This window comes from Arthrobacter sp. AOP36-F1-5, from assembly GCF_058137995.1.
The window spans coordinates 2,570,103-2,591,381 of record NZ_CM176892.1; the positions used below are offsets into that span (position 1 = coordinate 2,570,103).

General features: G+C 57.0%; 13 protein-coding genes and 1 pseudogene. 6 read left to right on the forward strand and 8 right to left on the reverse strand.

Going from position 1 to position 21,279, the window contains the following annotated elements:
- Positions 1–84 precede the first annotated feature (84 nt).
- Positions 85–2,223 carry an Ig-like domain-containing domain gene (locus AC3ZI9_RS11760; protein ID WP_489923601.1) on the forward strand — a complete coding sequence of 713 codons (2,139 nt, stop codon included), beginning with the start codon at positions 85–87 and terminating at the stop codon, positions 2,221–2,223.
- Between the two features lie 167 nt (positions 2,224–2,390).
- Here AC3ZI9_RS11760 and AC3ZI9_RS11765 read toward each other — a convergent pair whose 3' ends face one another.
- The 4 genes from AC3ZI9_RS11765 to AC3ZI9_RS11780 all read right to left on the reverse strand — a co-directional run bounded on the left by AC3ZI9_RS11765 (position 2,391) and on the right by AC3ZI9_RS11780 (position 5,762).
- Complete coding sequence (locus AC3ZI9_RS11765; RefSeq protein WP_443425734.1) at positions 2,391–2,870, reverse strand: TolB-like translocation protein; 480 nt, start codon at positions 2,868–2,870, stop codon at positions 2,391–2,393.
- Between the two features lie 539 nt (positions 2,871–3,409).
- Positions 3,410–4,723 (reverse strand): MFS transporter, encoded by a 1,314-nt coding sequence (locus AC3ZI9_RS11770; RefSeq protein ID WP_489923602.1) that lies wholly within the window; start codon positions 4,721–4,723, stop codon positions 3,410–3,412.
- A gap of 2 nt (positions 4,724–4,725) precedes the next feature.
- Complete coding sequence (locus tag AC3ZI9_RS11775) at positions 4,726–5,454, reverse strand: hypothetical protein (RefSeq protein WP_443425736.1); 729 nt, start codon at positions 5,452–5,454, stop codon at positions 4,726–4,728.
- Positions 5,455–5,519: 65 nt separating this feature from the next.
- Positions 5,520–5,762, reverse strand: coding sequence for a hypothetical protein (locus AC3ZI9_RS11780; protein ID WP_443425737.1), 243 nt, complete (start codon positions 5,760–5,762; stop codon positions 5,520–5,522).
- Between AC3ZI9_RS11780 and AC3ZI9_RS11785 the strand changes: the two genes are divergently transcribed.
- The 5 genes from AC3ZI9_RS11785 to istB all read left to right on the forward strand — a co-directional run bounded on the left by AC3ZI9_RS11785 (position 5,754) and on the right by istB (position 17,082).
- Positions 5,754–6,338: an acyltransferase gene (locus tag AC3ZI9_RS11785; protein ID WP_443425738.1), complete on the forward strand. Its 585-nt coding sequence runs from the start codon at positions 5,754–5,756 to the stop codon at positions 6,336–6,338. The genes AC3ZI9_RS11780 and AC3ZI9_RS11785 overlap by 9 nt on opposite strands.
- 510 nt (positions 6,339–6,848) lie before the next feature.
- Positions 6,849–9,293 carry a WecB/TagA/CpsF family glycosyltransferase gene (locus tag AC3ZI9_RS11790; protein WP_489924040.1) on the forward strand — a complete coding sequence of 815 codons (2,445 nt, stop codon included), beginning with the start codon at positions 6,849–6,851 and terminating at the stop codon, positions 9,291–9,293.
- A 204-nt stretch (positions 9,294–9,497) separates the two neighbouring features.
- Positions 9,498–14,096 (forward strand): DUF4082 domain-containing protein, encoded by a 4,599-nt coding sequence (locus tag AC3ZI9_RS11795; RefSeq protein WP_489923603.1) that lies wholly within the window; start codon positions 9,498–9,500, stop codon positions 14,094–14,096.
- Between the two features lie 797 nt (positions 14,097–14,893).
- Positions 14,894–16,351, forward strand: a complete 1,458-nt coding sequence (istA, locus tag AC3ZI9_RS11800) for an IS21 family transposase (RefSeq protein WP_443349347.1) — start codon at positions 14,894–14,896, stop codon at positions 16,349–16,351.
- On the forward strand, positions 16,348–17,082 hold the full coding sequence (gene istB / locus AC3ZI9_RS11805; protein ID WP_443349346.1) for an IS21-like element helper ATPase IstB: 735 nt from the start codon (positions 16,348–16,350) through the stop codon (positions 17,080–17,082). Before istA ends, istB begins: the two co-directional genes overlap by 4 nt.
- Before the next feature lie 410 nt (positions 17,083–17,492).
- Here istB and AC3ZI9_RS11810 read toward each other — a convergent pair.
- The 4 genes and pseudogenes from AC3ZI9_RS11810 to AC3ZI9_RS11825 form a co-directional block, all read right to left on the reverse strand.
- Positions 17,493–17,656 (reverse strand): annotated as a pseudogene (locus tag AC3ZI9_RS11810) (ATP-binding protein); the annotation flags it as partial.
- A gap of 675 nt (positions 17,657–18,331) precedes the next feature.
- Positions 18,332–18,940, reverse strand: coding sequence for a hypothetical protein (locus AC3ZI9_RS11815; protein WP_443425453.1), 609 nt, complete (start codon positions 18,938–18,940; stop codon positions 18,332–18,334).
- Positions 18,941–19,016: 76 nt separating this feature from the next.
- Positions 19,017–20,105 carry an O-antigen ligase family protein gene (locus AC3ZI9_RS11820; RefSeq protein WP_489923604.1) on the reverse strand — a complete coding sequence of 363 codons (1,089 nt, stop codon included), beginning with the start codon at positions 20,103–20,105 and terminating at the stop codon, positions 19,017–19,019.
- 279 nt (positions 20,106–20,384) lie between these two features.
- Positions 20,385–21,269, reverse strand: coding sequence for a hypothetical protein (locus AC3ZI9_RS11825; RefSeq protein WP_443425451.1), 885 nt, complete (start codon positions 21,267–21,269; stop codon positions 20,385–20,387).
- Positions 21,270–21,279: the final 10 nt, after the last annotated feature.

Here is a 21,279-nt window from a genome sequence, read left to right on the forward strand (position 1 = left end):
AGAAGATTCTGGGGAAATTGGGGGCAACTCATCGTGGAAGTATCAAACGGCGCACGTTGGTCATCGCGACGGTGGGTCAACACCATGCTCATGGCGCTGCTGTGTTTCGGCTTCGTTGCGGCAGGAGTGGGCGCAGCTAGGGGAACGTCGATGTTGACAAGTATTCAATCGACGCCTGCCCACCTTGTGTCTCACTTCCCTACTGCTGATGCAACGGGCGTGCCGAAGACAACCAAAGTCATGGCTTCCTTTAGCCGCCCTCTCGAAGGCGCCGCAGAGCAGCTGAAAATTGTCGTAAAAGATGACGAGGGCCAGCCGGTTGCCGGCGCCGTGCGGTTCAACAACACACTTGATACTGCGACCCTTCAACCCACAGATCCGCTCAAGCCCGGAAGCTACGCGGTTAGTATCACGCTGCCAAATGCCCAAGGGAGTCAAGACGAGCTGAATAGTTGGAAGTTTCAAGTAAAGAAACCGGTGAATCTTGAGGAGGGCGCTGGTGGGTCGTTGTTGCTCATCGCCGCCCCAAACACCCACGACTCCTACCTCGCTGAAATCCTTAGAGCAGAAGGTCTCAACGGTTTCGACACCCGCGCGCCGGAGGCTATCGATGCGCGGGTGCTGGAACAGCATGCCGTGGCCATTGTGGGTGCCGGGGCAAGTTCCGACAAGCTTGCAGCAGTCCTCCGGCCTTGGGTCAGAGAGGGGGGTGCTGTCGTGGCCATGAGCCCCCAGGGAGATTTAGCACAGTTGGCCGGGCTGACTCCAGTCGACGGAGAGCTTCGTGATGCCTATCTGAAAGTCGATGGTTCTCGTGCCCCCGGCAAGGGGATCACGTCGACATCCATACAATTCCACGGGACAGCCACACGATATCGCGCAGGTGCTGACGCCACGAGCGTCGCAACTCTCTATTCCGATCCCACTACTAGTGCCAAAATACCCGCTGTCACCGTCCGGAATGCCGACCAGTTGCACGGTCAAGTCGCTGCCTTCACGTACGACCTCGCGACTTCCGTGCTCTATACACGGCAGGGGAACCCTGCCTGGGCCGGTCAAGAACGAGATGGCATTCCCCCCATCCGACCCAACGATCTGTTCCACGGCGCCAACAATGAATCCGACTACCTGGACCTCGACAAGATCGGTATACCCCAGGCTGACGAGCAGATGCGGCTACTCACCAACATTCTTGAATTCTTCCACAAGGATTCGACTCCGCTTCCGCGCTTTTGGTACCTACCGAACGGGGCCAATGTCGCTTTACTGATGGCCGCTGATGATCATGGGACCGAGGATGGAACAAAATCGGCTTTCGAGCACATGCTGGAACTCGACCCTCCCGGATGCGAGGCACGTGTTTGGAAGTGTCCGCGAGCCACCTCGTGGATGTATGCCTCGTCCTCCCTAACAGATGATCAGGCCTCCGATTATTCCGACCAAAGTTTTGATCTCGGAGCCCACATCACCACCCAGTGCCACGACTGGTCTCGAGCATCTCTCGATGTGTCCTTCGGGCGTTCCCTCAAGAACTTCCGGGAGAAGTACCCGTCGCTACCGGCACAGCAGGGGAACAGGCTGCACTGCATCGCCTGGAGCGATTGGGTCACGCAGCCCATGGTGGAACGCAGCTGGGGAATCCGACTGGATATGAACTACTTCAACTGGCCACCGGATTGGATCAGCCATCGTCCCGGATACATGACCGGCTCCTCACTGCCGATGCGTTTCAGTACAGACGACGGGCAACTTATCGATGTGTTCCAACAAGAAACGCATTTGGTCAATGAGACTTGGAAGGACTCACCTGAGGCAATCGAAGCCCTTATCTCAGCTGCCCGAGATGATCGGGGCTATTTCGGGGTCCTGGGAACCCATTTCGATTTCAGCGACGATTTCGGCCGGCAGCTCATGGATACGGCGACACGACTGGACGTTCCCATGATTTCCGCGAAACAACTACTTGAGTTCACCGATGGACGGAACGCTTCAACCGTCACTGATCTCGTGACGGAGAAAGGCGAGGTCGGGTTCACTGTGAGCTCCGATAGCCGAGTTGAGGGGATGTTGCAGGTCATGCTTCCCGTCCGCTCAGACACTGGCGAATTATCAGCCCTCCGGTCCGAAGGCGAAAAGGTTAGTTTCAAGATCCGGACCATCAAGGGAATCGACTATGCGTTCTTCACAGCAGAGAGCGGAATCTATTCCGCCGAGTACCGCTGAGGTCAAGCTGAGCCGGCAACCAATCTGAACACGAGCGTGCTAGTCGTTTTCATGTTCCCAGGTCTTCTGCCAGAAGGCATTTGACTCTTCGATGTGCTAAGTCCGCGCCCAGTGTTGCAACAAGACAACTTGCTGATTTCCCCAAAGCGCGACTGCTGGATGGGTGATCAGCGCTCCACCGACGGCGACCATGCGTGTTCAATGAACAATTCAGGACGCGCATTCGGGGCAACTTCTAGACTGAAGATATCGCTGTCGCCAATAGCCCCATCGCGTGGCGCCCCGTATAGCAGGGTGCTATTGTCCAACCATTCAAGCTGATCATCGAACCCGTTACGCAGTCGAATAACGGTTTCCTTCTTTGAATCCAACTCCAACACAGCAATATCCCAATGAACAGGTCCTGCCCCCGTGCGCCGCTTCTTAAAAGCCGCCTGCTTCCCATCAGGGGAAATCGAGGGGCATTCCGCATTTTCCACAACTGACGTCATTGTGCGTTGTTCGAGGCTCCCTGACACGAGCCATGTGTTGTCTCCCGAGCCCACTGTCGCAAAGAATTTGTCATCTCCAGCAAAGGTGACACCCCAGACATTTCGGTCAACGGCAGTCAGTTGGTTCCCGTCGATCAGGATCGTGAAGTCTTCCAAATTTCCATAGTCTCGACCGTCAGGTGCCCTGACTACGGTCTCTGTCGAAAATGAATTCGTGGCATAAGCGTGACCCGTCACGAATGCGGTTGTGGCTACAAGGCCGTCGGCCGAGACTCGAGTCCGACTTGGAACCCCCGGGAGTGGCCACGTCTCAATAATCGAACCTTCGGAATCCAACACCTGGGCTTCAAAGCGTGTTGGGATTCCACGTATTGTGCGCAGACAAGACACCATCCCGCCAGAGGCGTCGACTCGATCGCAAGGCACGTTCGCAAGGTCGCGTGGTCCTCTCGGATCGTTGGTCGGCACTTCGCCGATCATCCCGTAGCCTGCCCCCGACGCCGTATTGCGAAATACAATTCGCTGCCCTGGTGGCAACTCGTTGCTCATAGATACGGCAGACTGCCCTGAATTTCTCTCAGCATAATGTTGATAGGAGCGCACAGCGTAGATGCTGGCTCCGCCCAGTGTCAGCAACGCGACGAGAGCCAGTGCTGTCCATCTTGCCCTCACGGACGCCATCTGGTGTCGCCATTTCATGCGGTAGATCCGTCTTCACGGGCACGGCGGTGGTCGGACAGCAATAGCCATGCAATCGGAACCAAGGCTCCCAGGACCACGGCAGCTCCAATGATCGTCGGAACAGCCCCCACGAAGACCCACAATGCACCGAAGGAAGTAGAGGCCACCAATCTAGTTACTGCAACAACAGTCTGGGCTGCTGCGATACCGGTAGATTTCGCGCCCACGGGAGATAGCTGGCCTGCGAGTGCCGCCAGTACACCATCCGTCGCAGCATAGAATGCCCCTAAAAGGACGAGGCATGAAGCCACCGTAGGAAGTGAACCTCCCAAGGCCGCGCTGAGGTAAGCGCCAGCCAATGCAAGGTGCCCCAGGACAAAGACCCCAGCCCGAGAAGTCCGGTCTGCGAGTCGTCCTAGAGGAATCGCAAGTATCAAGAATACGGTGTTGGCACCGACAAAGAGCAGTGGAAACCACAAAGTCTGTATTTCCCCGTGGTCCATAAGAGCCAAGTACACGAGGCCGTCACCAACCGTCACTAAACCTAATAAACCCGAGGCGACCAAGAGACAGCGCATCTTCCCCGTTAGCAGAAAACGTATCTGTGGGCGTGCTGGTCGCCCGGTAGTGTTTTGCTCCACTGGCTGCTTTTCCGCTCCGGAAGCATCTGCTGAATTCATCGACCGGCGAAGTCGCTTGTTGGGCACGATTAACGCCAAAACTGCCACACCCAGGACTGCAGCGGCGAGCGAAGCCACGAAGACGACTCGGTACCCATCCGGCACTAAGAGCAGCACAACGAACGCGAGGAGCGGCCCTATGGTGGCACCGACGGTGTCGAGCATACGGTGTAACCCGAAGGATCGGGCGAGGTGCTCGGGCTGCGACGCACTCTGGATCATTGCGTCGCGCGGGGCAGTCCGAATACCCTTGCCGATACGGTCGGCCCCGACGACGGCGGTAATACCGGCGAAACCCTGCACGAACAAAAGCCCGATTCGGGCCACCATCGACATCCCGTAGCCGGCAAGCGCAACTGGCTTAGGGCGGTCACTTCGGTCAGCGGTGTAGCCGGCCGCAATCCTCACAACAGCACTGAGACCTTGATGGAGGCCTTCAAGGAAGCCGTACGCGACCATTGACAAACCAAGAGCCCCGGTGACGTACAAGGGAAGGATCGCCGCAACTGATTCCGATGAAATATCAGTCAGCATGCTGACCATGCCCAGAGCGATGACCGTTGGCGACGCTTTGAAGGCCACCGAAGCGGCACGATTCTGCTGGGCGGAGTTGCGGCGGGAAGACCAGTCAGAAAGGCTGAGGTACATCCCTATTTATCCACCTTGAAAACCCCTGCGACGGCAAAGGACGTCTGGCCCGTGGGCAATCTACGCACCGTGACCAAGATTGAATCGTCGCCGTAAGCGCCGCGTAAGGTAGTCACGCCGTTCGCGGTGGATTGCTGGGTGGTTACCCATCCCTTCCCCGCGAAATCCTTCGAATAGAACTTCAAGACTGATTTCGTTTCGGCTTTGGTTCGCCCCGTCACCTCCACAAACGCCTGTTCACCTTGGGTTTGAACCGATGAGGAGCTAGCCACAGCTTTCGGCGGCATGGGCACTACTTTGGCTGGAAAACCCCGGCTGAGCTTGCCAGTCGCACTACCGCTCTTCGGCAATGAAGTTAGTACCGGCGCACGCTTCTTCGACTTAGGGAGCTTCTTAGGACCTTCCTTTTTGTCCTTGGGAACCTCGAGTTTCTTCGTTTCTGGTGCCTTCTTCTCGCCGTGCCCGGATGGCCGGGTTGGCAAGGACTCGTCCTCCTGGTCCAATTTGGAACTCTCGGTCGGTGTAGGGACCTTTTCTGATCGCTCAGCGCTTGTCGACTCTGAGCGAGGATCGCTTCGATTCGTCATCAAGGCTTTGCCCGATGACTCTGCTGAGGCACCTTCAGCGAAGGATGCGTCTACCGGCCGATCCAAACTATTGAAGACGACGGCAACAACTGCCAGCAGAAGGGCGGTCGCAAAAATCGCAATGATCCAGCCTTTTGTCTTCACAGACTCCCCTCACCCCCTGCTTCTACCCAGTTCTGTCCATCTAAGTGATGGCACCAGATCTTGATCTAGATTTCAAGATACCCGTTGCGCTCGGGGCGATTAAGAGTGTCCACCACGTAAACCACCACATGGTTTCCTGCAACGGTCGCAGCCGGGTACTCGAATTCCACCTGATTAGCTACGGCGACGTTGTAGACGAATATTCGCGGCCCTATGGTGAGGCAAAGAGTTAGAAGGGCGATCGACACGTTGTCGCTGTCTGCCCTCGCAGCCGGGAAAATACAGCTGGGGACAAGTGAATGATTCATATTGAGCAGACTGCGGACGTTGCAACGACATCAACGATTGGCGAAAATTCGACCATATGGCACTTGGCCCAGGTTCGCGAAGGTGCAGTTGTTGGGAACAACTGCACGATCGGACGAGGTGCCTACATCGGTCCCAAAGTTGAATTGGGGAGCAACTGTAAAGTCCAAAACTATGCTCTCGTATATGAACCAGCAAGACTAGCCGATGGCGTATTCGTCGGACCTGCGGCGGTCTTAACGAATGACCTGTTCCCGAGAGCCGTCAATCCGGACGGAAGCCTTAAGAGCTCTACGGATTGGGAATCGGTCGGTGTGACTATAGCTCACGGCGCTGCTATTGGCGCTCGGGCAGTGTGTATCGCCCCCATTTCAATCGGCGCCTGGGCGACCGTTGCCGCCGGTGCTGTCGTCACCCGCGACGTAGCGGCGTATTCCATAGTTGCTGGGGTGCCAGCCAAGCATGTTGGTTGGGTCGGAGAGGCTGGGCAGCCACTCCGACTAGTCGGAGACGAGTGGGTCTGCCCAGCAACAGGTTCCCGCTACATGGAAAAAAATACTGGACTGGCACGTGTTTAGAAAGCAACTCGACTCGCTCATCGCCAGGCGCGCCCCCAAAGCTGTCGTCCGCGAGAAGCGTCTTCTCGCATACAAACTCGGGGTTCTGGGATTCGCAACGCACGCACACCGCAGGTCGCGATCAACTTATCCTCCGGGTCAAATTGGGCAGTACGCAGGTCGGCCAATACGACGCAGTCGGTGCTGTCCGTTTTCTAATTTCCATAAAGGTAAGGTCCGCAACTGTTTTTCTCTGGGGGTTCTAAAATGACGGCAAACTACCAACGTGTCGATCTGGCTGAAATTATCGTTGACCTCTTCGACGAGACAGCAGCTCTCAGCCGAATCTTAAAGCGAGCTAACGCATCGCCCTCTCACTCCACCTCGACCACGGTTCTACCCCTCTCTGTAGTCTCGGCGAATCTAGACCACATCGCCCAGTTCGGCAGGGGCGGACGCTGGCAGGGGACTTTGGGGCATTCGCTGAAACAAACGACCAGTGGTACAGAGACACTCGATGCAGAACGTCCCATGGAATGGTTGACACTCCTTGATGGGGCACCTCTAGCTGCCCAAGCTGCCAGACTTACGGGAAAAAACTGGCCTAGGTTGGCCGGCAGCGACCTGATCGGCCCACTACTCGACGCCGCGGAGGAAAGTGGCGCGACCGTAGGATTTCTTGGTGGCTCTTACCTCATCCAGCGTCTGCTTTCGCGGAGGCTGACAAAGTCAAGACCAAGACTAGTCGTTGCAGGGATGTGGGCACCGTCCCGTTCAGATTTGGCAGACCATAACGCCTCAGTTGACCTTGCCAGGACGATCCGCTCATCAGGTGTCCAAGTCCTCATCGTTGGGCTGGGCAAACCGCGTCAAGAACTATGGATGGCCAAATATGGAGCAAGCACCGGAGCCAACGTGCTGTTGGCTTTTGGTGCTGTCGTGGACTTTCTTGCCGGCTCTATCCGCCGAGCCCCAGAATGGACCAGCACTCATGGCCTCGAATGGGCTTGGCGTCTGGCTCTAGAACCTCGACGACTCGCTCGCCGTTACCTGGTCGACGATCCACCCAGCCTGCTACAGATGCGGCGCCACAGTTCTGTCGTCCCTCCTGGGGTGAGTACGGAACCGTCAAACAGGCAACTCGAATCACGGCTCCCGCTGAGTGGTAATAGTGAAGGTGCCTTCATCTGTGCCGACGAACCAGCCGACGTCGTCGTCTACATCGTCACCTACAACAGCGAACCTGCGTTGGAAGCGTTGATGTCCAGTCTGCGACTCGAAGCACGGGATCTTCGCCTCCGTGTCGTTGTAGCCGACAATGATTCTGCCGACGAAACGCTCCGATCCCTTGATGCGTACCCGGACGCTTATGCTCTTTCGACTGGCGGAAATTTGGGCTACGCCAGTGGTATTAATGCCGCGCGTCGTGTTGCTGGCGATACTGAGGCCGTATTGATTTTGAATCCCGACCTAGAAGTTGGCCGTGGCGCTATCTCGGCTCTTTACCACCGGCTTCTCACCTCGGATGCAGGACTTGTCGTTCCTAAATTGCTGGAAAGCGACGGAACCACCTACCAATCGCTACGTCGTGAACCCACCGTGGTCACGGCGTTTGGCGATGCCTTCTTCGGAGAAAAATGGCCTTCCCGCCCAGCCTGGTTGGCTGAAACAGACTATGCCCCGGAGAGCTACCAGCACGCCCACCGTGTTCATTGGGCATCAGGAGCTGCCATCTTGGTTCGAGCTGATTTGGCCATACGCCTCGGAGACTGGGATGAGCAATTTTTCTTGTATTCCGAAGAAGTCGACTACTTCCGCCGTGCACGGGAATCAGGAGAAACGGCGTGGTACGAGCCCTCAGCACAAATGGTCCACCATGGTGGAGGGTCTGGGACGTCCTCCGAGCTCAATGCGCTGCTTGCAGTCAATCGAGTTCGCTACATTCGTAAATACCACGATGTCCGCTACGCTCGGTGGTTCAGAAATGCTGTCGCCCTCACAGAGTTGCTCCGTTTCTACCTACCAACGAGGCTTGGTATCTTCCGAACGATCATGGACGAATCCAGTTGGGCATCTCTACCGGGCCCAACGGCTGCCCAACGTTTAACGCATGTGCTCAAAGACTTCCCTCGGGGCGCAGTCGTCATTCCCGCACACAACGAAGCGAAGGTCATTGGTGCCACACTCAGCAGTTTGGCACCGGTACTCAAGACCGGTCGGGTGGATATCATCGTGGCCTGCAACGGGTGTCATGACGACACAGCCACGATTGCCAAGGCCTTCGACGGGGTGCGTGTTCTGGAAGTCGAAACTGCTTCCAAAATTTCCGCACTCAACGCAGCAGACTCCGTTGCCACTGCATGGCCGCGGCTGTATTTAGACGCAGACATCGCAATCAGCCCAACTGCGCTTCGCATGTTGTTCGACCGGCTCGAACAAGACAGTATTCTGGCAGCGCGGCCGGCCTTCCGCTACGACGATGGTGGCGCCAGTTGGCTGGTGAAGGCCTTCTACCGTGCGAGGCGTCGCATTCCGACGACAAATGAAGCACTATGGGGCGCCGGCGCATATGCCCTAGCTGAACGAGGGCACGCAAGGTTCGGCAAGTTTCCAGCTGTCACGGCCGACGATCTCTACGTGGATCAGCAGTTCACCAGGGATGAGAAAGTCGTACTCCACACTCCCCCCGTCCAAGTCGTTACCCCACGAAACACGAGCGCACTTATGGCCATTTTGCGGCGAAACTACCGTGGTCAGCGGGAACTTGAAGCCGGTGCCGCGAGGACCATCCACCAAAGGACGACGAAACAATCCGTCCGTGAGCTGCTTGCCTCCGTGAATGGGCCGTTCAGCGCAATCGACGCGGCAATTTACGCGGGTTTCGTAACCATGGCACGTTTTCACCGTCACCGCATTGTGACGGGTAGCACTGGGTGGGAGCGTGATGAAAGTAGCCGGGATGCAAGGGGCAAGTAGCCGATACTCCCTTTAAAGAGCTGCAGCACCTGTTCTTTGCGCTCAGGGTGGGAGAGAGTACTCGATTTTACGCGTTCCCCTGTCCCTTCCATTGCCACTGGGTAGCACCCTCCCTAGTCTGAGTTCAAACGGGTGGATATTGCTATTTCGCCAATGACCAGTTGAACGGTTCCAAGCCGCGAGGACCACAGCCAAGGAGTTCCAATGACTTTTCGTGAACGGGTCATTCAGGGCCTTCGTGGCTTTGTGCGTGAGTCATGTCGAACAACCGGCATCGGCATCGCCGCAGCGCTGCTTCTAGTGCCTATGACTACGGCTCCTATTCCTGCGTCAGCAGATTCGTGTGACGCAGGCTCCAATCCAATCGTTTGCGAAAATAGCAAACCTGGGAACCCCTGGCAAGACTGGGATATCCAAGGAGCAGGCGATAGCACAATCCAAGGATTCGCCACTGACATCAGTGTGAACGTCGGCAGTCAGATCGATTTCAAGATCGATACCGACGCCACTAAATACTCCATCGATATCTACCGAACGGGCTGGTACCAAGGACTCGGTGCACGCAAGATCGACAGCATTCAACCTGCAGCTTCCTTGCCTCAGCATCAACCGGAGTGTTTGTCGGATGTTGCGACTGAGCTGACGGACTGCGGAACTTGGGCGGTCTCCGCTGCTTGGCAGGTACCCGCAGAGGCAGTTTCAGGCGTGTATCTGGCTAAATTGACGCGCACGGATACCGGAGGCAGTAGCCATATTACTTTTATCGTCAGAGATGATTCAAGTCACTCAGACGTTCTGTTCCAGACCTCGGATCCCACGTGGCATGCCTACAACAAGTACGGTGGCTCCGATTTCTACCAGGGCGCCGCCAACGGTCGTGCCTACAAAATCAGCTACAATCGCCCCTTTGAGACACGAAATGGAGTTGAAGCCAGAGACTTCTATTTCGGAGCAGAGTACCCACTCGTGAGATTTCTCGAGAGGAATGGATACGATGTCAGTTATTTCTCTGGCGTTGATACGGATCGACGGGGGGAAGAGTTACTTAATCACAATACGGTCCTCTCAGTCGGCCACGATGAGTACTGGTCTGCCAAACAGCGTTCCCATCTAGAGGAAGCGCGAGATGCAGGAGTCAACCTCCAGTTCCTCACTGGGAACGAGGGATACTGGCGCACCCGCTACGAGCCGTCAACCACCGACGACGCCGACTATCGCACGCTCGTTAGTTATAAAGAGACGTGGTCCAACTATAAGATCGATCCTTCACCAGAGTGGACCGGAACGTGGCGAGATCCGCGATTCAGCCCACAGGACAAGGGCGGTGGCAAACCCGAAAATGCTTTGACTGGCACTGCATATATGGTCAACGACGGGTTATTACCCGTTTCCGTCAATTCCGAAGAGGGAAAGCTCCGATTATGGCGCGACACGGGGCTCGCTTCCCAGCCGCCCGGGGCCGTTGAAGAACTCGCCCCGAATACCATCGGCTACGAGTCCAATGAGGACGTTGATAACGGTTTCCGTCCTGCGGGACTCATCCATCTTTCGACGACAAAGGGAGAAGTGCCGCAATATCTGCGAGACTTCGGCAACGTTGTTACCCCGGGGGAAACAACTCATCACCTGACCATGTACAAAGCACCGAGCGGAGCTCGGGTATTTTCAGCAGGTAGTATCCAGTGGACTTGGGGACTGGATGATTGGCATCCAGGAGAGGATCAGCCTGGTGATCCTCGCATGCAGCAAGCTCAGGTTAACCTTCTGGCCGACATGGGTGCGCAGCCAGAGACACTGATGGATGGGCTAGTCTCGGCAACCGCCACATCCGACGAAACTCCGCCCGTCATCTCCGTCACCTCCAAGCCCAGCAAAGCTGTGAAGAACGGCGATGAGGTAGACCTCGCAGGAACTGCGACTGACGCTGGAGGAGTAGTTGCCGGCGTGGAATACTCCGTAGATGGCGGCTCCTCATGGCGTCCAGCGACCGGTGGGGCCAATTGGACAATCAACTACATCCAGCAAGGTATGGGCGAAGCCGAAGTCTTGGTACGGGCCATCGATGACAGCGGCAACTACCCTGCAACAGCAGCCGTTGTGGCGTTGGACGTCGAGGGGCCGTACAGCGTCTTCGGTAAAAATGTTCCGGCCCGCGTCGATGCCGAGGATACGGACCCAGTCGAATTGGGGCTACATTTCAGTCCGCAATCTGACGGCTACATTTCTGGCGTCAGGTTCTTCAAGAGCACTGCAAACGTTGGCACTCACACAGGTTCCTTGTGGGCCATGGATGGCCGACGGTTGGCCCGAGCGACATTCGTTGACGAGTCAGCAGATGGGTGGCAGCAAACGCAATTCAGCGAACCCGTCCGGGTCAAGGCTGGCGCCGACTACGTCGTTTCCTACGCGGCCCCAAACGGCGGCTACTCGGCTGACGAGCTCTACTTTTCCTACCGTGGGATTTTAGCTGCTCCACTCACCGTACCGGGTGGGTTCGGAGTAGAAAGCGCCGGTCTCTACGACACAAATGGAGGGTTTCCTGCAAGCAGTTTCCGACAGAGCAACTACTATGTAGACGCCATATTCGAATCTTTGGACGCCGTTCCACTTGCTGCCGGTGGTCATCAGCCAGCCGACACTGCCGTCAGCGTCCCGACTACGACACCGATATCAACGATCATGTCGAAGCCCGTATCCGCCGAGTCAGTTAACATCGGTCTCGCTGATAAAGACGGAAACGTGGCTGGATCAACTACCTACGATCCCGAAACCCTTAAGGCGACATTCGAACCATCAGCCTCATTGAAAGCCGGCACGGAATACACAGCCACTGCAACAGCTGAAGATCCGAAGGGTAACGTCATCCAACGAGGCAGCGAGTGGTCATTCCGAACGGCCAAACCTGACCGGGCCGATGGCGATTGCCCATGCGGGCTTTTCTCCGATTCAACACTGCCCGACGTTGGACTCATCGATGAAAACACACCCCTGACACTTGGCACACGCTTCGCCACGGACACGAGTGGCGAGCTTCGCGGTATGGAATATTACAAGGCAGAGGGAAATGATGGCCCTCATACGGGCAAGATATATCGCATGGACGGCAGCACACTTGCTGAAGTCGAGTTCCCTAATACGTCCGTCTCTGGTTGGCAATACGCTAAGTTCGCCTCTCCGATTCGGCTCAATGCTGACACCGAATACGTTGCTGCATATACGACTCAGGGAAGTTATTCCGTAGCCATCGGGGCCCTGTCAGACCCCACTGTCGCTGGACCGCTTCGCACAGGCGAACAGGCGGGACAGTTCGTTTATGCCGATGGTTTCCCCGCGCAGAGCATTTCAACGAGCTATCTCGTCGATGTTTCATTCCAGCCAGATGCAGCGCCTATGGCTTTGGCATCCCGTACCCCAGAACCAGGGAGCGTGGATGTTCCTCTCGATTCCGAGGTGAAAGCCACGTTCAACCGCCCCCTCGCTCCAGGTTATACACTGACGGCAGAATCCTCATCCGGGAATATTGTCGGTGATGTTGCTCTCTCAGCCGACGGTAAAACACTCACTTTCTCGGCCGAAGAAGACCTCCCCAAAGGCGAGAACATACTCGTAACACTCAAGAATGTCAGTTCCAATGACGGATCAACTATGCCGAACATTGGTTGGGCTTTCGGAAGCGCAAATGGCAACAATAAGACGTCCGTCCTCGGCAACACGGAGCCCACTGAGCTAGATCCGCATGATCCCGACGCTGTCGAACTAGGACTTCGTTTAAAGGCATCCGAAGCTTTGGACGTGACAGCACTTCGCTACTATCGCGGACCGAACGCGGGAGGGACGCACACCGGATCGATTTGGAATGCCGCCGGAGAAAGAATTGCGCAAGTCACCTTCACGAACGAGACCGCTTCCGGGTGGCAGATGGCAACATTGGACAATCCAGTAAGAATCGAAAAGGGTGATGTCTTTACTGTTTCCTACCACGCTCCAGAAGGCGGCTACGCGTACACTCCTTCCGGCCTATCCGAATTCACGACGAATGGTTCGCTGAAACTTGAAGGCGCCAACGGTCTTTTCGCATACGGGGAGCAACCCACACTTCCTAATGAGTCTTGGAACGACGCGAACTACTTCGTTGACCTCATCTATGCAGTCGCTCCGCCGCAGACTTCGTCACCAAGCGAAACACCGTCGTCATCGACGTCGTCACCCGCCCCGTCTCCATCGTCTTCTCCAAGCGTTGCCCCCAGCGATTCTGCTGATCCAAGCCCCTCACCCAGCAATTCTGCTGGTCCAAGCCCCTCGCCCAGCGAGTCTACTGATCCGATTCCTACAGAAGCCTTGGATTTGTTGGGAGATTCAACAGTTTCCGCGCCGGTCGCGGCAGACAATGAGGGCGTCGAACTTGGACTTGAATTTACGACAACAGAGACGATCACTGCCCACGGGATCCGGTATTATCGCCCTGAATCTACTGGCGAAGAGACCACGGGCCACATCTACGATGCTTCAGGAACTCAACTAGGCTCGGTTGAGTTTATTGGTGGAACGAGCGCTGGCTGGCAATATGCTGCTCTACCGACTCCGATCGGGTTGCCGCCAGGAGATTACACTATTAGCTACTTCACCGAGGTTGGTACATATGTTTTCCGCTCAGGGACGGACTTCTCCGACCTTTCAACAGGCCCCGTCACCGTGTCACAAGAAAACGGAAAATACCGCTACGGAGAAAGCGGAGGAACCAGCCCCACAAGCACTTGGAAAAGGTCCAACTACTTTGTTGATCTCATATTCACTAGCAGTTGAATCAATGAGGCAGGAGCGCCGTAAGGTCAGGTTTGATCGAGATCAAATATTCACTGCGGGCTTGGACGCCTGCCCAGGATGGATCCAGACTGGGAGTCCAAGCGGGGCCATGAACGAGCTTTGAACCACCCTGACGATGCACTTCAGGGCTCCTCTACCCAGTCTGTTCTCGTCTGCGCTCCCCCGTGTTTGACGCCCCGATCCTTTCCCCTACGATCAGAGCTCCTGTTTTTTCCTCCATCCAAGTATATCTTCACGTTGCAGGGTCGGATTGGATACTTCTCGATCGGTAGAGACCAGGATTGTGCTTTCCATCCCCGCCTACGAGGCAAACCCGATCTAATCGACGATCCTCCAAACATGCTGGTTCCAGCCAGCCAATCTAGACTCCCAGCCACGTCAGCCAGGTTCATTAGGCATCGAAGAGCCCAAGAATGCACTCGTAGGATTGTTTTGTGGCCCGCTGAGAATTAGGAATAAACGGTTGACTGAATATTCGCTTCACTGCGTCCACCAGTCGTGCTGTGTGTGATCGACTGTTTGTAGGCCAGTTCAGCAAGGAAAACCTGCCAAGTTAGTGGCAGGAATCCCGCCAAAAGAGCGATAAGAATCCGGCCACCACAGCGACAACCCAAACCGGGAAAAGCGCTCTGAGAAATGATCACCCTGATGGCCAGGACCATGCCCGAAAAGGAAGGAAGGACATGGGCCCGCCACCACTCATATAAGTTCCTTACGGCGCCGCCATTCCACTAGCAAATGGCGCCGGAAGGGCTGGAAAGCAGATGACGGTACCCATGTCCATGCAAGAAGATATCAGGCGTCTGGACGCCGAGGGAGCCACAGGGCGGGCGATCGCCCGACAGCTGGGCATCAGCCGCGACTCCGTGGCCAAGTACGTCGGGCTCGAGGATTGCTCGCCAACACCACCAACACCACAAACACGCCCCGGTGGTTCGGTGCTGGCAGGGTTTGAGGAGACCATCGATACCTGGCTCAGAGAGGATGCGCGACGCGCACGCAAACAACGCCATACCGCCAAGCGCGTCTTCGACCGTCTGGTCGCCGAGCACGGTTTCTCAGGCTCCTATTCCCCGGTCCAACGCCACGTGAAGCGCTTTCACACCCGGCACCGGAGACCGGGCGAGGGCTACGCGGAACTAGTCTGGCCCGCGGGGAGCGCGCAGGTCGATTTCGGCCAAGCCGAAGCCATCATCGCCGGGGTGCGGCAGCTGCTTCATATCCTGGTGATCACGTTCCCGTTTTCGAACATGCGCTTCGTGCAGGCCTACCGCGGCGAAACGGCGGAATGTGTCTGCCACGGGCTGCGCACCATCTTCGAACGCATGGGTGCCGCCCCACGGCACTTGGTCTTCGACAACGCGACCGGCGTCGGCCGGCGCACCGGGGAGAAGGTCGTGGAGTCCAAACTGTTCTCCGCGTTCAAGCTGCATTACCGTGCCCAGGCACGCTACTGCAACCCGAACTCCGGGAATGAAAAGGGCAACGTGGAAAACGCGGTCGGGTTCCTGCGCCGCAACTTCATGGTCCCCGAGCCCGAAGCCGAATCCCTGGCTGGCCTCAATGAGGTCCTGCTGGCCCGTTGCGAGGAACTGGCCACCGCCACGCATTGGCGCAAGGGCCTGGCCATCGGTGAACTCTTCTCCGAGGACATCGCCGCGTCGATGGAGTTGCCCGGGGTTGGTTTCGACCCGGTGCGCTACGAGTCCCGTAGGGCCGACAAGACCGGGAACGTCCTCATTGACGGCAACACCTACGCCGCCGGACCCTCGATGCATTCGCGTGACCTCACGGTCGGGCTGCGCCACGACAAGGTCGAGATCCTCGACGAGCAAGCAGAACCCGTCATCACGTTCAACCGGGTCTTCGGCAAGCAGTCCAAGACGGTGTTCGAGCCGGCGACGTTGTTGCCGTTGTTGGAGCGCAAGCCCGGTTCATGGTCGCATTCACCGCTGCGTGAGCTGGTTCCGGACCCGGTGCGTGACTGGCTCGATACCGCCAGGTCACCGGATCGGCGACGCCTGTTCAACGCGGTGGACGCCGCTGCGGGCTCGGCCGGTTTCGATGCCGCCGTACAGGCAGCCGAGACTCTGATACGTCGCGGCGATGCCCCGGATGCCGCCGGTTTGGGGATGCTCGCCCGCCGGATCGCCAACGGGGCCGAACCTGACGTGTCCGGGGTGGACCTGGGCGTTTATGACAACCTCGTCGCCACTGCCGGAGAACCGGCATGAGCGCGGTCGTGGAGGTCCAGGACATCGTGGACGCCGGTAGGGCGGCGTCGTTGACGAGCAGTGTTCTGGAGCAATGGGCGCTGAAGGGGACTCCGAAGCAGCGTGAATACCTGTTGGGGATCCTGCAGGCGGAGCATGCCTCGAGGCAGGAATCCCGTCGCCAGCGTCTGCTTCGTGCTGCCCGGCTGCCGGCACTGAAGTCCGTGGAGGGCTATGACTGGTCGGCGGTGCGGTTCCCGACCGATTATGGCCGCGAGGCATTGCTCTCGCTGGACTTCATTGACCAGGCCCAGGACCTTGTCCTTTATGGCGACGTGGGCACCGGCAAGACGCATCTGGCATCGGCGTTGGCTGCCGCTGCCTGCCGGAAGGGCATCCCGGCGAGGTTCTTCACGACCTCGGCGTTGGTGATGCAGTTGCGTCGGGCCAAGGAGGAGCAACGTCTGGATAAGGAACTCGCTGCCTTGGCCAGGAACCGGGTTTTGATTATTGACGAGCTTGGCTATCTGCCTATTGATACCGAAGGGGCACGCCTGTTGTTCCAAGTCATATCGGATGCGTATGAAAAACAGAGTCTGATTTTGACAACAAATTTGGAATTCTCCCGGTGGGGAACCGTGTTCGGCGACGACAACATGGCTGCCGCGGTGATCGATCGCCTCGTCCATCACGGTCGTCTTTTGCAGTTCCGCGGGGAGTCCTACCGGGTCAAAAATGCGCTGATGAAATAGCTTGGTGCTGATTTGGCAGGAAAGCGTGCCGCAGTGGCCTGATTCTTAGCGCTTTAATGGCCGACTTCGAGTTGACGAAACACACGTGCTGTCGGGGCCACTAGCCACATTCGGCATTGGCGGTCTTGAGTGCCGGTTATGGCGCTGGTGGAGCCATCTAGTTTAGGCTCCTTCCGTCGCGTGTATAGGGCACGCGACGAAGGGCAAGCACCAGGGGCAAAACAAGTTCTTGAAGAGGTACGCAGCCTTCACGTTGCGGGTGATCAATCGATGGCTTCTCGCTCACCCTGCCGGGAGCATGAGTATTTGAGGCTTGAGCCCCACCCGATCGTGCGACTCAGTACCACCGATCGTGCGAGAGAGCACCAGTAACGTTCTGACATAGCGCCACCGATGCTCTCCGCCATGGATTAGACGCCGCCCAGCACCGTATGCTTCCGCATGTTGTAGTTGCCAGTTTCGACCCGGACCGTGTCGTGGATGATGCGGTCCATGATTGCGTCCGCGTGGACGGCGGAGCCGAGCAGAGCTGGTGCCAGTCCTTCTGCTGATACTGCGTGCAGAAGACCGTCGACTTTTCGCTGGCGAGCACGGGTTTCGGGGTACCTTTAGTCCGGGTAGGTGGTGTGGAACCTCATCACTTCGTGGACGGTGAATCTCAAGGCTTTGTCCGTCCAGCGCTACTCGCCAACGTGGTGAAAGGAGCCTAATGGGGTGCTGCTTGTCCGTGCCGGTACTGGTGCTCAACTGCGCCAATCGTAATCCCGGGACATGGTGCTGCCCCGCACCACAGGTGGAGCCCACAGAGGCGAATATTCAGGTAGTACGGGCAGCATGCTGCCGGCGCTGATGGAGCGCCGGCCCGACGGGTCTTCTGCACCCAGTACGCCAAGAATGACTGGCACCAGCGGCTCGGCTCAGGCGTCGTCGACACACGCCGGTGCGATCATGAGTCCCACGTCCACATCGCCATCTGGGTCGATCCCGGCCGCTAGAAAATGCGCGAGTACGCCAGCATGGCCCGATGAGAAAACGTCAGTGGGAGCCGGTGGCCCCCACGTCAGTGGCCGCTGGCTCCCACCAGCAATATCACTGGCCCCGAAAGGCAATATCGGCTGGACCCCAAGCCTCCAAATACTCAGTTGACGAAAAGAGAAAATGCAAGTTCAGGCAAACTCCACCTTCTGCAACGGGTTCCCCGTCTAAGCCGCCCCATCCTTCATCAAGAGCAAAGGTCCCGGCAAAAGCTTCAGGCTTCTTCGGGTCGTGCTGCCCTTGACCGCCTACGACGTCGCTTCCATGACTCCAACAGGCGGTCCCCCACTAATGTCACACCAGTGGACGCCCCGAGGGCAACAATTCCAAAAGCTACCATCGCGCGTTTCGAACGAACGCCGATGTACTGCACCTCTGGTAGCTCGGGTGACAGCGTCGTGGTGATGTAGGAGTCTGCGGCGACGTCCATGTCGGCTTGTGGCTTCTTGCGCAGTTCTTCAATGCGCCGAAGCAGTCGCTCGAAGTCGGCCTCCACCTCCGTATGCGTTTCGCCGACTACCTCAACCGCAATTACCGGACGGTTGAAGTTAGTCTGCCATTGGCCTCCGTTGTTGGGCAGAAACGTAGAATGGGCATCCCGTAGACCCGTCGCATAGAGCGGGGCATCGGTCGTAGACGGCACGGGGTCTGGGTCCTCACCAGCAAGCTGGCGATCGATCATTGCTGCGAAATATACAGTCTGGCCTGGTTCCCCACGCAAGGAGTTACCGGCCACGGATTGAGGCGGCGGCAAAAAAACCACATCGGCCTGTAGATAGTAGATACCGGTTGCTCCCTGTGCGGCGACAAGCACCGGTGTCATGCACAACAAAGTTCCCAGAAATATATACCACCTTCGAAAAATGCGGTTTCCAGATTGACGGAATAGACGGGAAAATTTACGTATCACCGTTCCCCCTCAAACACGAGGTCTTCGGAGTTTTGATGATTTCTGACGGAGGCGTTGTATTCCAATAGGCTCCACACAAGCCCGCAATGAAAAAGAGCAAGCTGCCCGCTTGGCTGAAGGCGAAACTATCGAAGAAGGCTGTCAGGAGCGCTCCGCCGGCCATGGCGGCAAAGAATGCAACCCCCAATGACCTCGACAGCTTGTCCGTATACCGTCTGGCCGCTACTAGCGCCAACACCATGGACATCACTATGACGATGAGGACCGCAGCCAGTCCTACTACGCCAATCTCGATAGCCAGCGAGAGGTACTGATTGTCCAAAATTCGATAAGACGGCAAGAAAGTTCCATAGCCCCGACCGAACCATGGACTGATCTCCAAGAAAGACATGGCCGTTCCATAGCTGTCTGTCCTCGAGGACACGCTAGTGTCGCCGCCGGAGAACAGACCAAGAATTGTTCCGGCCATTCCAGGAACCGCTACATACACTACGGCTGCCCCGATCACTAAACAGGCTCCCAATTTTGCCCTGACAGCTGCGGGCCAAGTTGGAAACAAAATCAACACGACAACAACCATGCCGACGAGAGCCGATCGCGTGACGGAGAGGGCAGCGGACGTTGCAATAGCGGCAACCGGGAACCACCTAATCAACGAGGACCTTTGTTTATCATGAATGGCGAAAGTCAAGCACAGTGGCAGGAGCATTGTCAGAACTACCGCGTATTCCAGCGGGTGCATCGCGGTGGCCTCCGGCCGAACGAAGCCCGCCCTGATATCGATCCCGTCGCTGGCGGATTGGCTGAGTCCTGGCATTGGAATACGATCGACAAAACTCATTCCCGTGGCGAACTGCGCGATTCCCAGACTTGCGTAGACGCCTGCTAGTAGACAGCATCGGCGAAGCAGGGTCAGCAGACGCGCGTGGGAAGGGATCCCATCATTGGCCACCAGAAGTATGCCAGTGAATGCGACAACACGAAGTACTCCCATATCCGCAACGCTGCCTTCAGTCACAGGCATGGCCATTGTCGAAGAGACGCCATAGCTCACGAAGACGGCGCCGAGAAATAGCATGCTTGCCGCTCTAAGTGGTTGATTGGTTCCTTGCAATCGAGGCCGCGGCCTCTGAATCCGATCCCAGCACCACCACAAAAGCGATATGAGAGCAAATATCGTTGCTGGGCTACCTGCTCCGCCAAGAGCATCAATTTTTCGATCTGAGGGGATACATAGAAGCAGCAGGATATAGACGGTCAAAACGGTTACCGCATCCGGTGCCAGCATGCTCCGTTGGTTCAATAGTGCATTTGTGGTGCCTAACGTTTCGTCCCCTCGGATCGCCATCGTTACTCCCTACCCCCGATAGTTCATGGAGGACGTGTGACTTTCGGGCTCAGACTCGTCATGCTGCGTAGCCTCTGTCGCGGGGTGATGATATTCCGGGTCGTGGTGTTCCGTTGCTGGATCCAGATCCCCTGTTTGGCTGCCCGAAATAGCCCCAGCAAATGTTTCTGGATTCGGGGCGCCGTCTGAGAAAACTTCCCCTTGTCGCGCAACCGAGCCGTCTGACTCTCCGGTAGGAGACTTTGTCCGCCTCCGCTTCAATGATCCACGATTGATTGCCGCCAGGCTCCGTCTCCTACGCCGTTGAACGAGCAGATGATCCAGCAAGGCAGTTGTCAGCAGTGTCAGCGTCCCCGCACCCGCAACAGCAACAAGAACCAAGCGAACTCGGTCCTTTTCCATAGGAGTTGCTTTGCTATCGACGGCAATCGTGGAGACCGAAATCATTGACGGAGCTGGAACCTTGAGTTCATCCTGCATCGTCTTGAGGCTGCCGGGCACCTCGGCAATTACACTTCGCAGGACACGGACCGATTCCTGAGGGGTATCTCCTACAGCCTCAACGACCATAATGGGCCCCGTTGTCGTCTGGTCCTTGTATATCTCGTAGGTCGATGACGATTGCTCACCGAGGACGGCATTGTTCATGTCGCTCGACCCAACCTTGATCAGCAACACGCTCAACGCTTGTTCCAGTCCGCCCATATACAGATAAGGGTTGTCCCCTTCAAGGACAGCTGTCTCTGGTGGAATCAACACCAGACTAGCCGTCGTGTTGTACGTAACCGGCACGACTTGGTAAATGTAGTAACCAAGGCCGGCCGTAGCCAGCAGACCCACAACCACCACATACCACCGGCGGAGTAGACCGTATGCGAGATCACGCAGGAACATGATGGCCACC

Bases quoted from the DNA above. Each gene is read 5' to 3' on its own strand.
- istB (WP_443349346.1), top strand. From the start codon at position 16,348: ATGAGCGCGGTCGTGGAGGTCCAGGACATCGTGGACGCCGGTAGGGCG.
- istA (WP_443349347.1), top strand. From the start codon at position 14,894: ATGTCCATGCAAGAAGATATCAGGCGTCTGGACGCCGAGGGAGCCACA.
- AC3ZI9_RS11820 (WP_489923604.1), bottom strand. From the start codon at position 20,105: ATGCTATTTCTCGGCGCCGTCTTCGTGAGCTATGGCGTCTCTTCGACA.
- AC3ZI9_RS11780 (WP_443425737.1), bottom strand. From the start codon at position 5,762: ATGAATCATTCACTTGTCCCCAGCTGTATTTTCCCGGCTGCGAGGGCA.
- AC3ZI9_RS11760 (WP_489923601.1), top strand. From the start codon at position 85: ATGCTCATGGCGCTGCTGTGTTTCGGCTTCGTTGCGGCAGGAGTGGGC.
- AC3ZI9_RS11785 (WP_443425738.1), top strand. From the start codon at position 5,754: ATGATTCATATTGAGCAGACTGCGGACGTTGCAACGACATCAACGATT.
- AC3ZI9_RS11815 (WP_443425453.1), bottom strand. From the start codon at position 18,940: ATGACACCGGTGCTTGTCGCCGCACAGGGAGCAACCGGTATCTACTAT.
- AC3ZI9_RS11790 (WP_489924040.1), top strand. From the start codon at position 6,849: ATGGAATGGTTGACACTCCTTGATGGGGCACCTCTAGCTGCCCAAGCT.
- AC3ZI9_RS11795 (WP_489923603.1), top strand. From the start codon at position 9,498: ATGACTTTTCGTGAACGGGTCATTCAGGGCCTTCGTGGCTTTGTGCGT.
- AC3ZI9_RS11825 (WP_443425451.1), bottom strand. From the start codon at position 21,269: ATGTTCCTGCGTGATCTCGCATACGGTCTACTCCGCCGGTGGTATGTG.
- AC3ZI9_RS11770 (WP_489923602.1), bottom strand. From the start codon at position 4,723: ATGTACCTCAGCCTTTCTGACTGGTCTTCCCGCCGCAACTCCGCCCAG.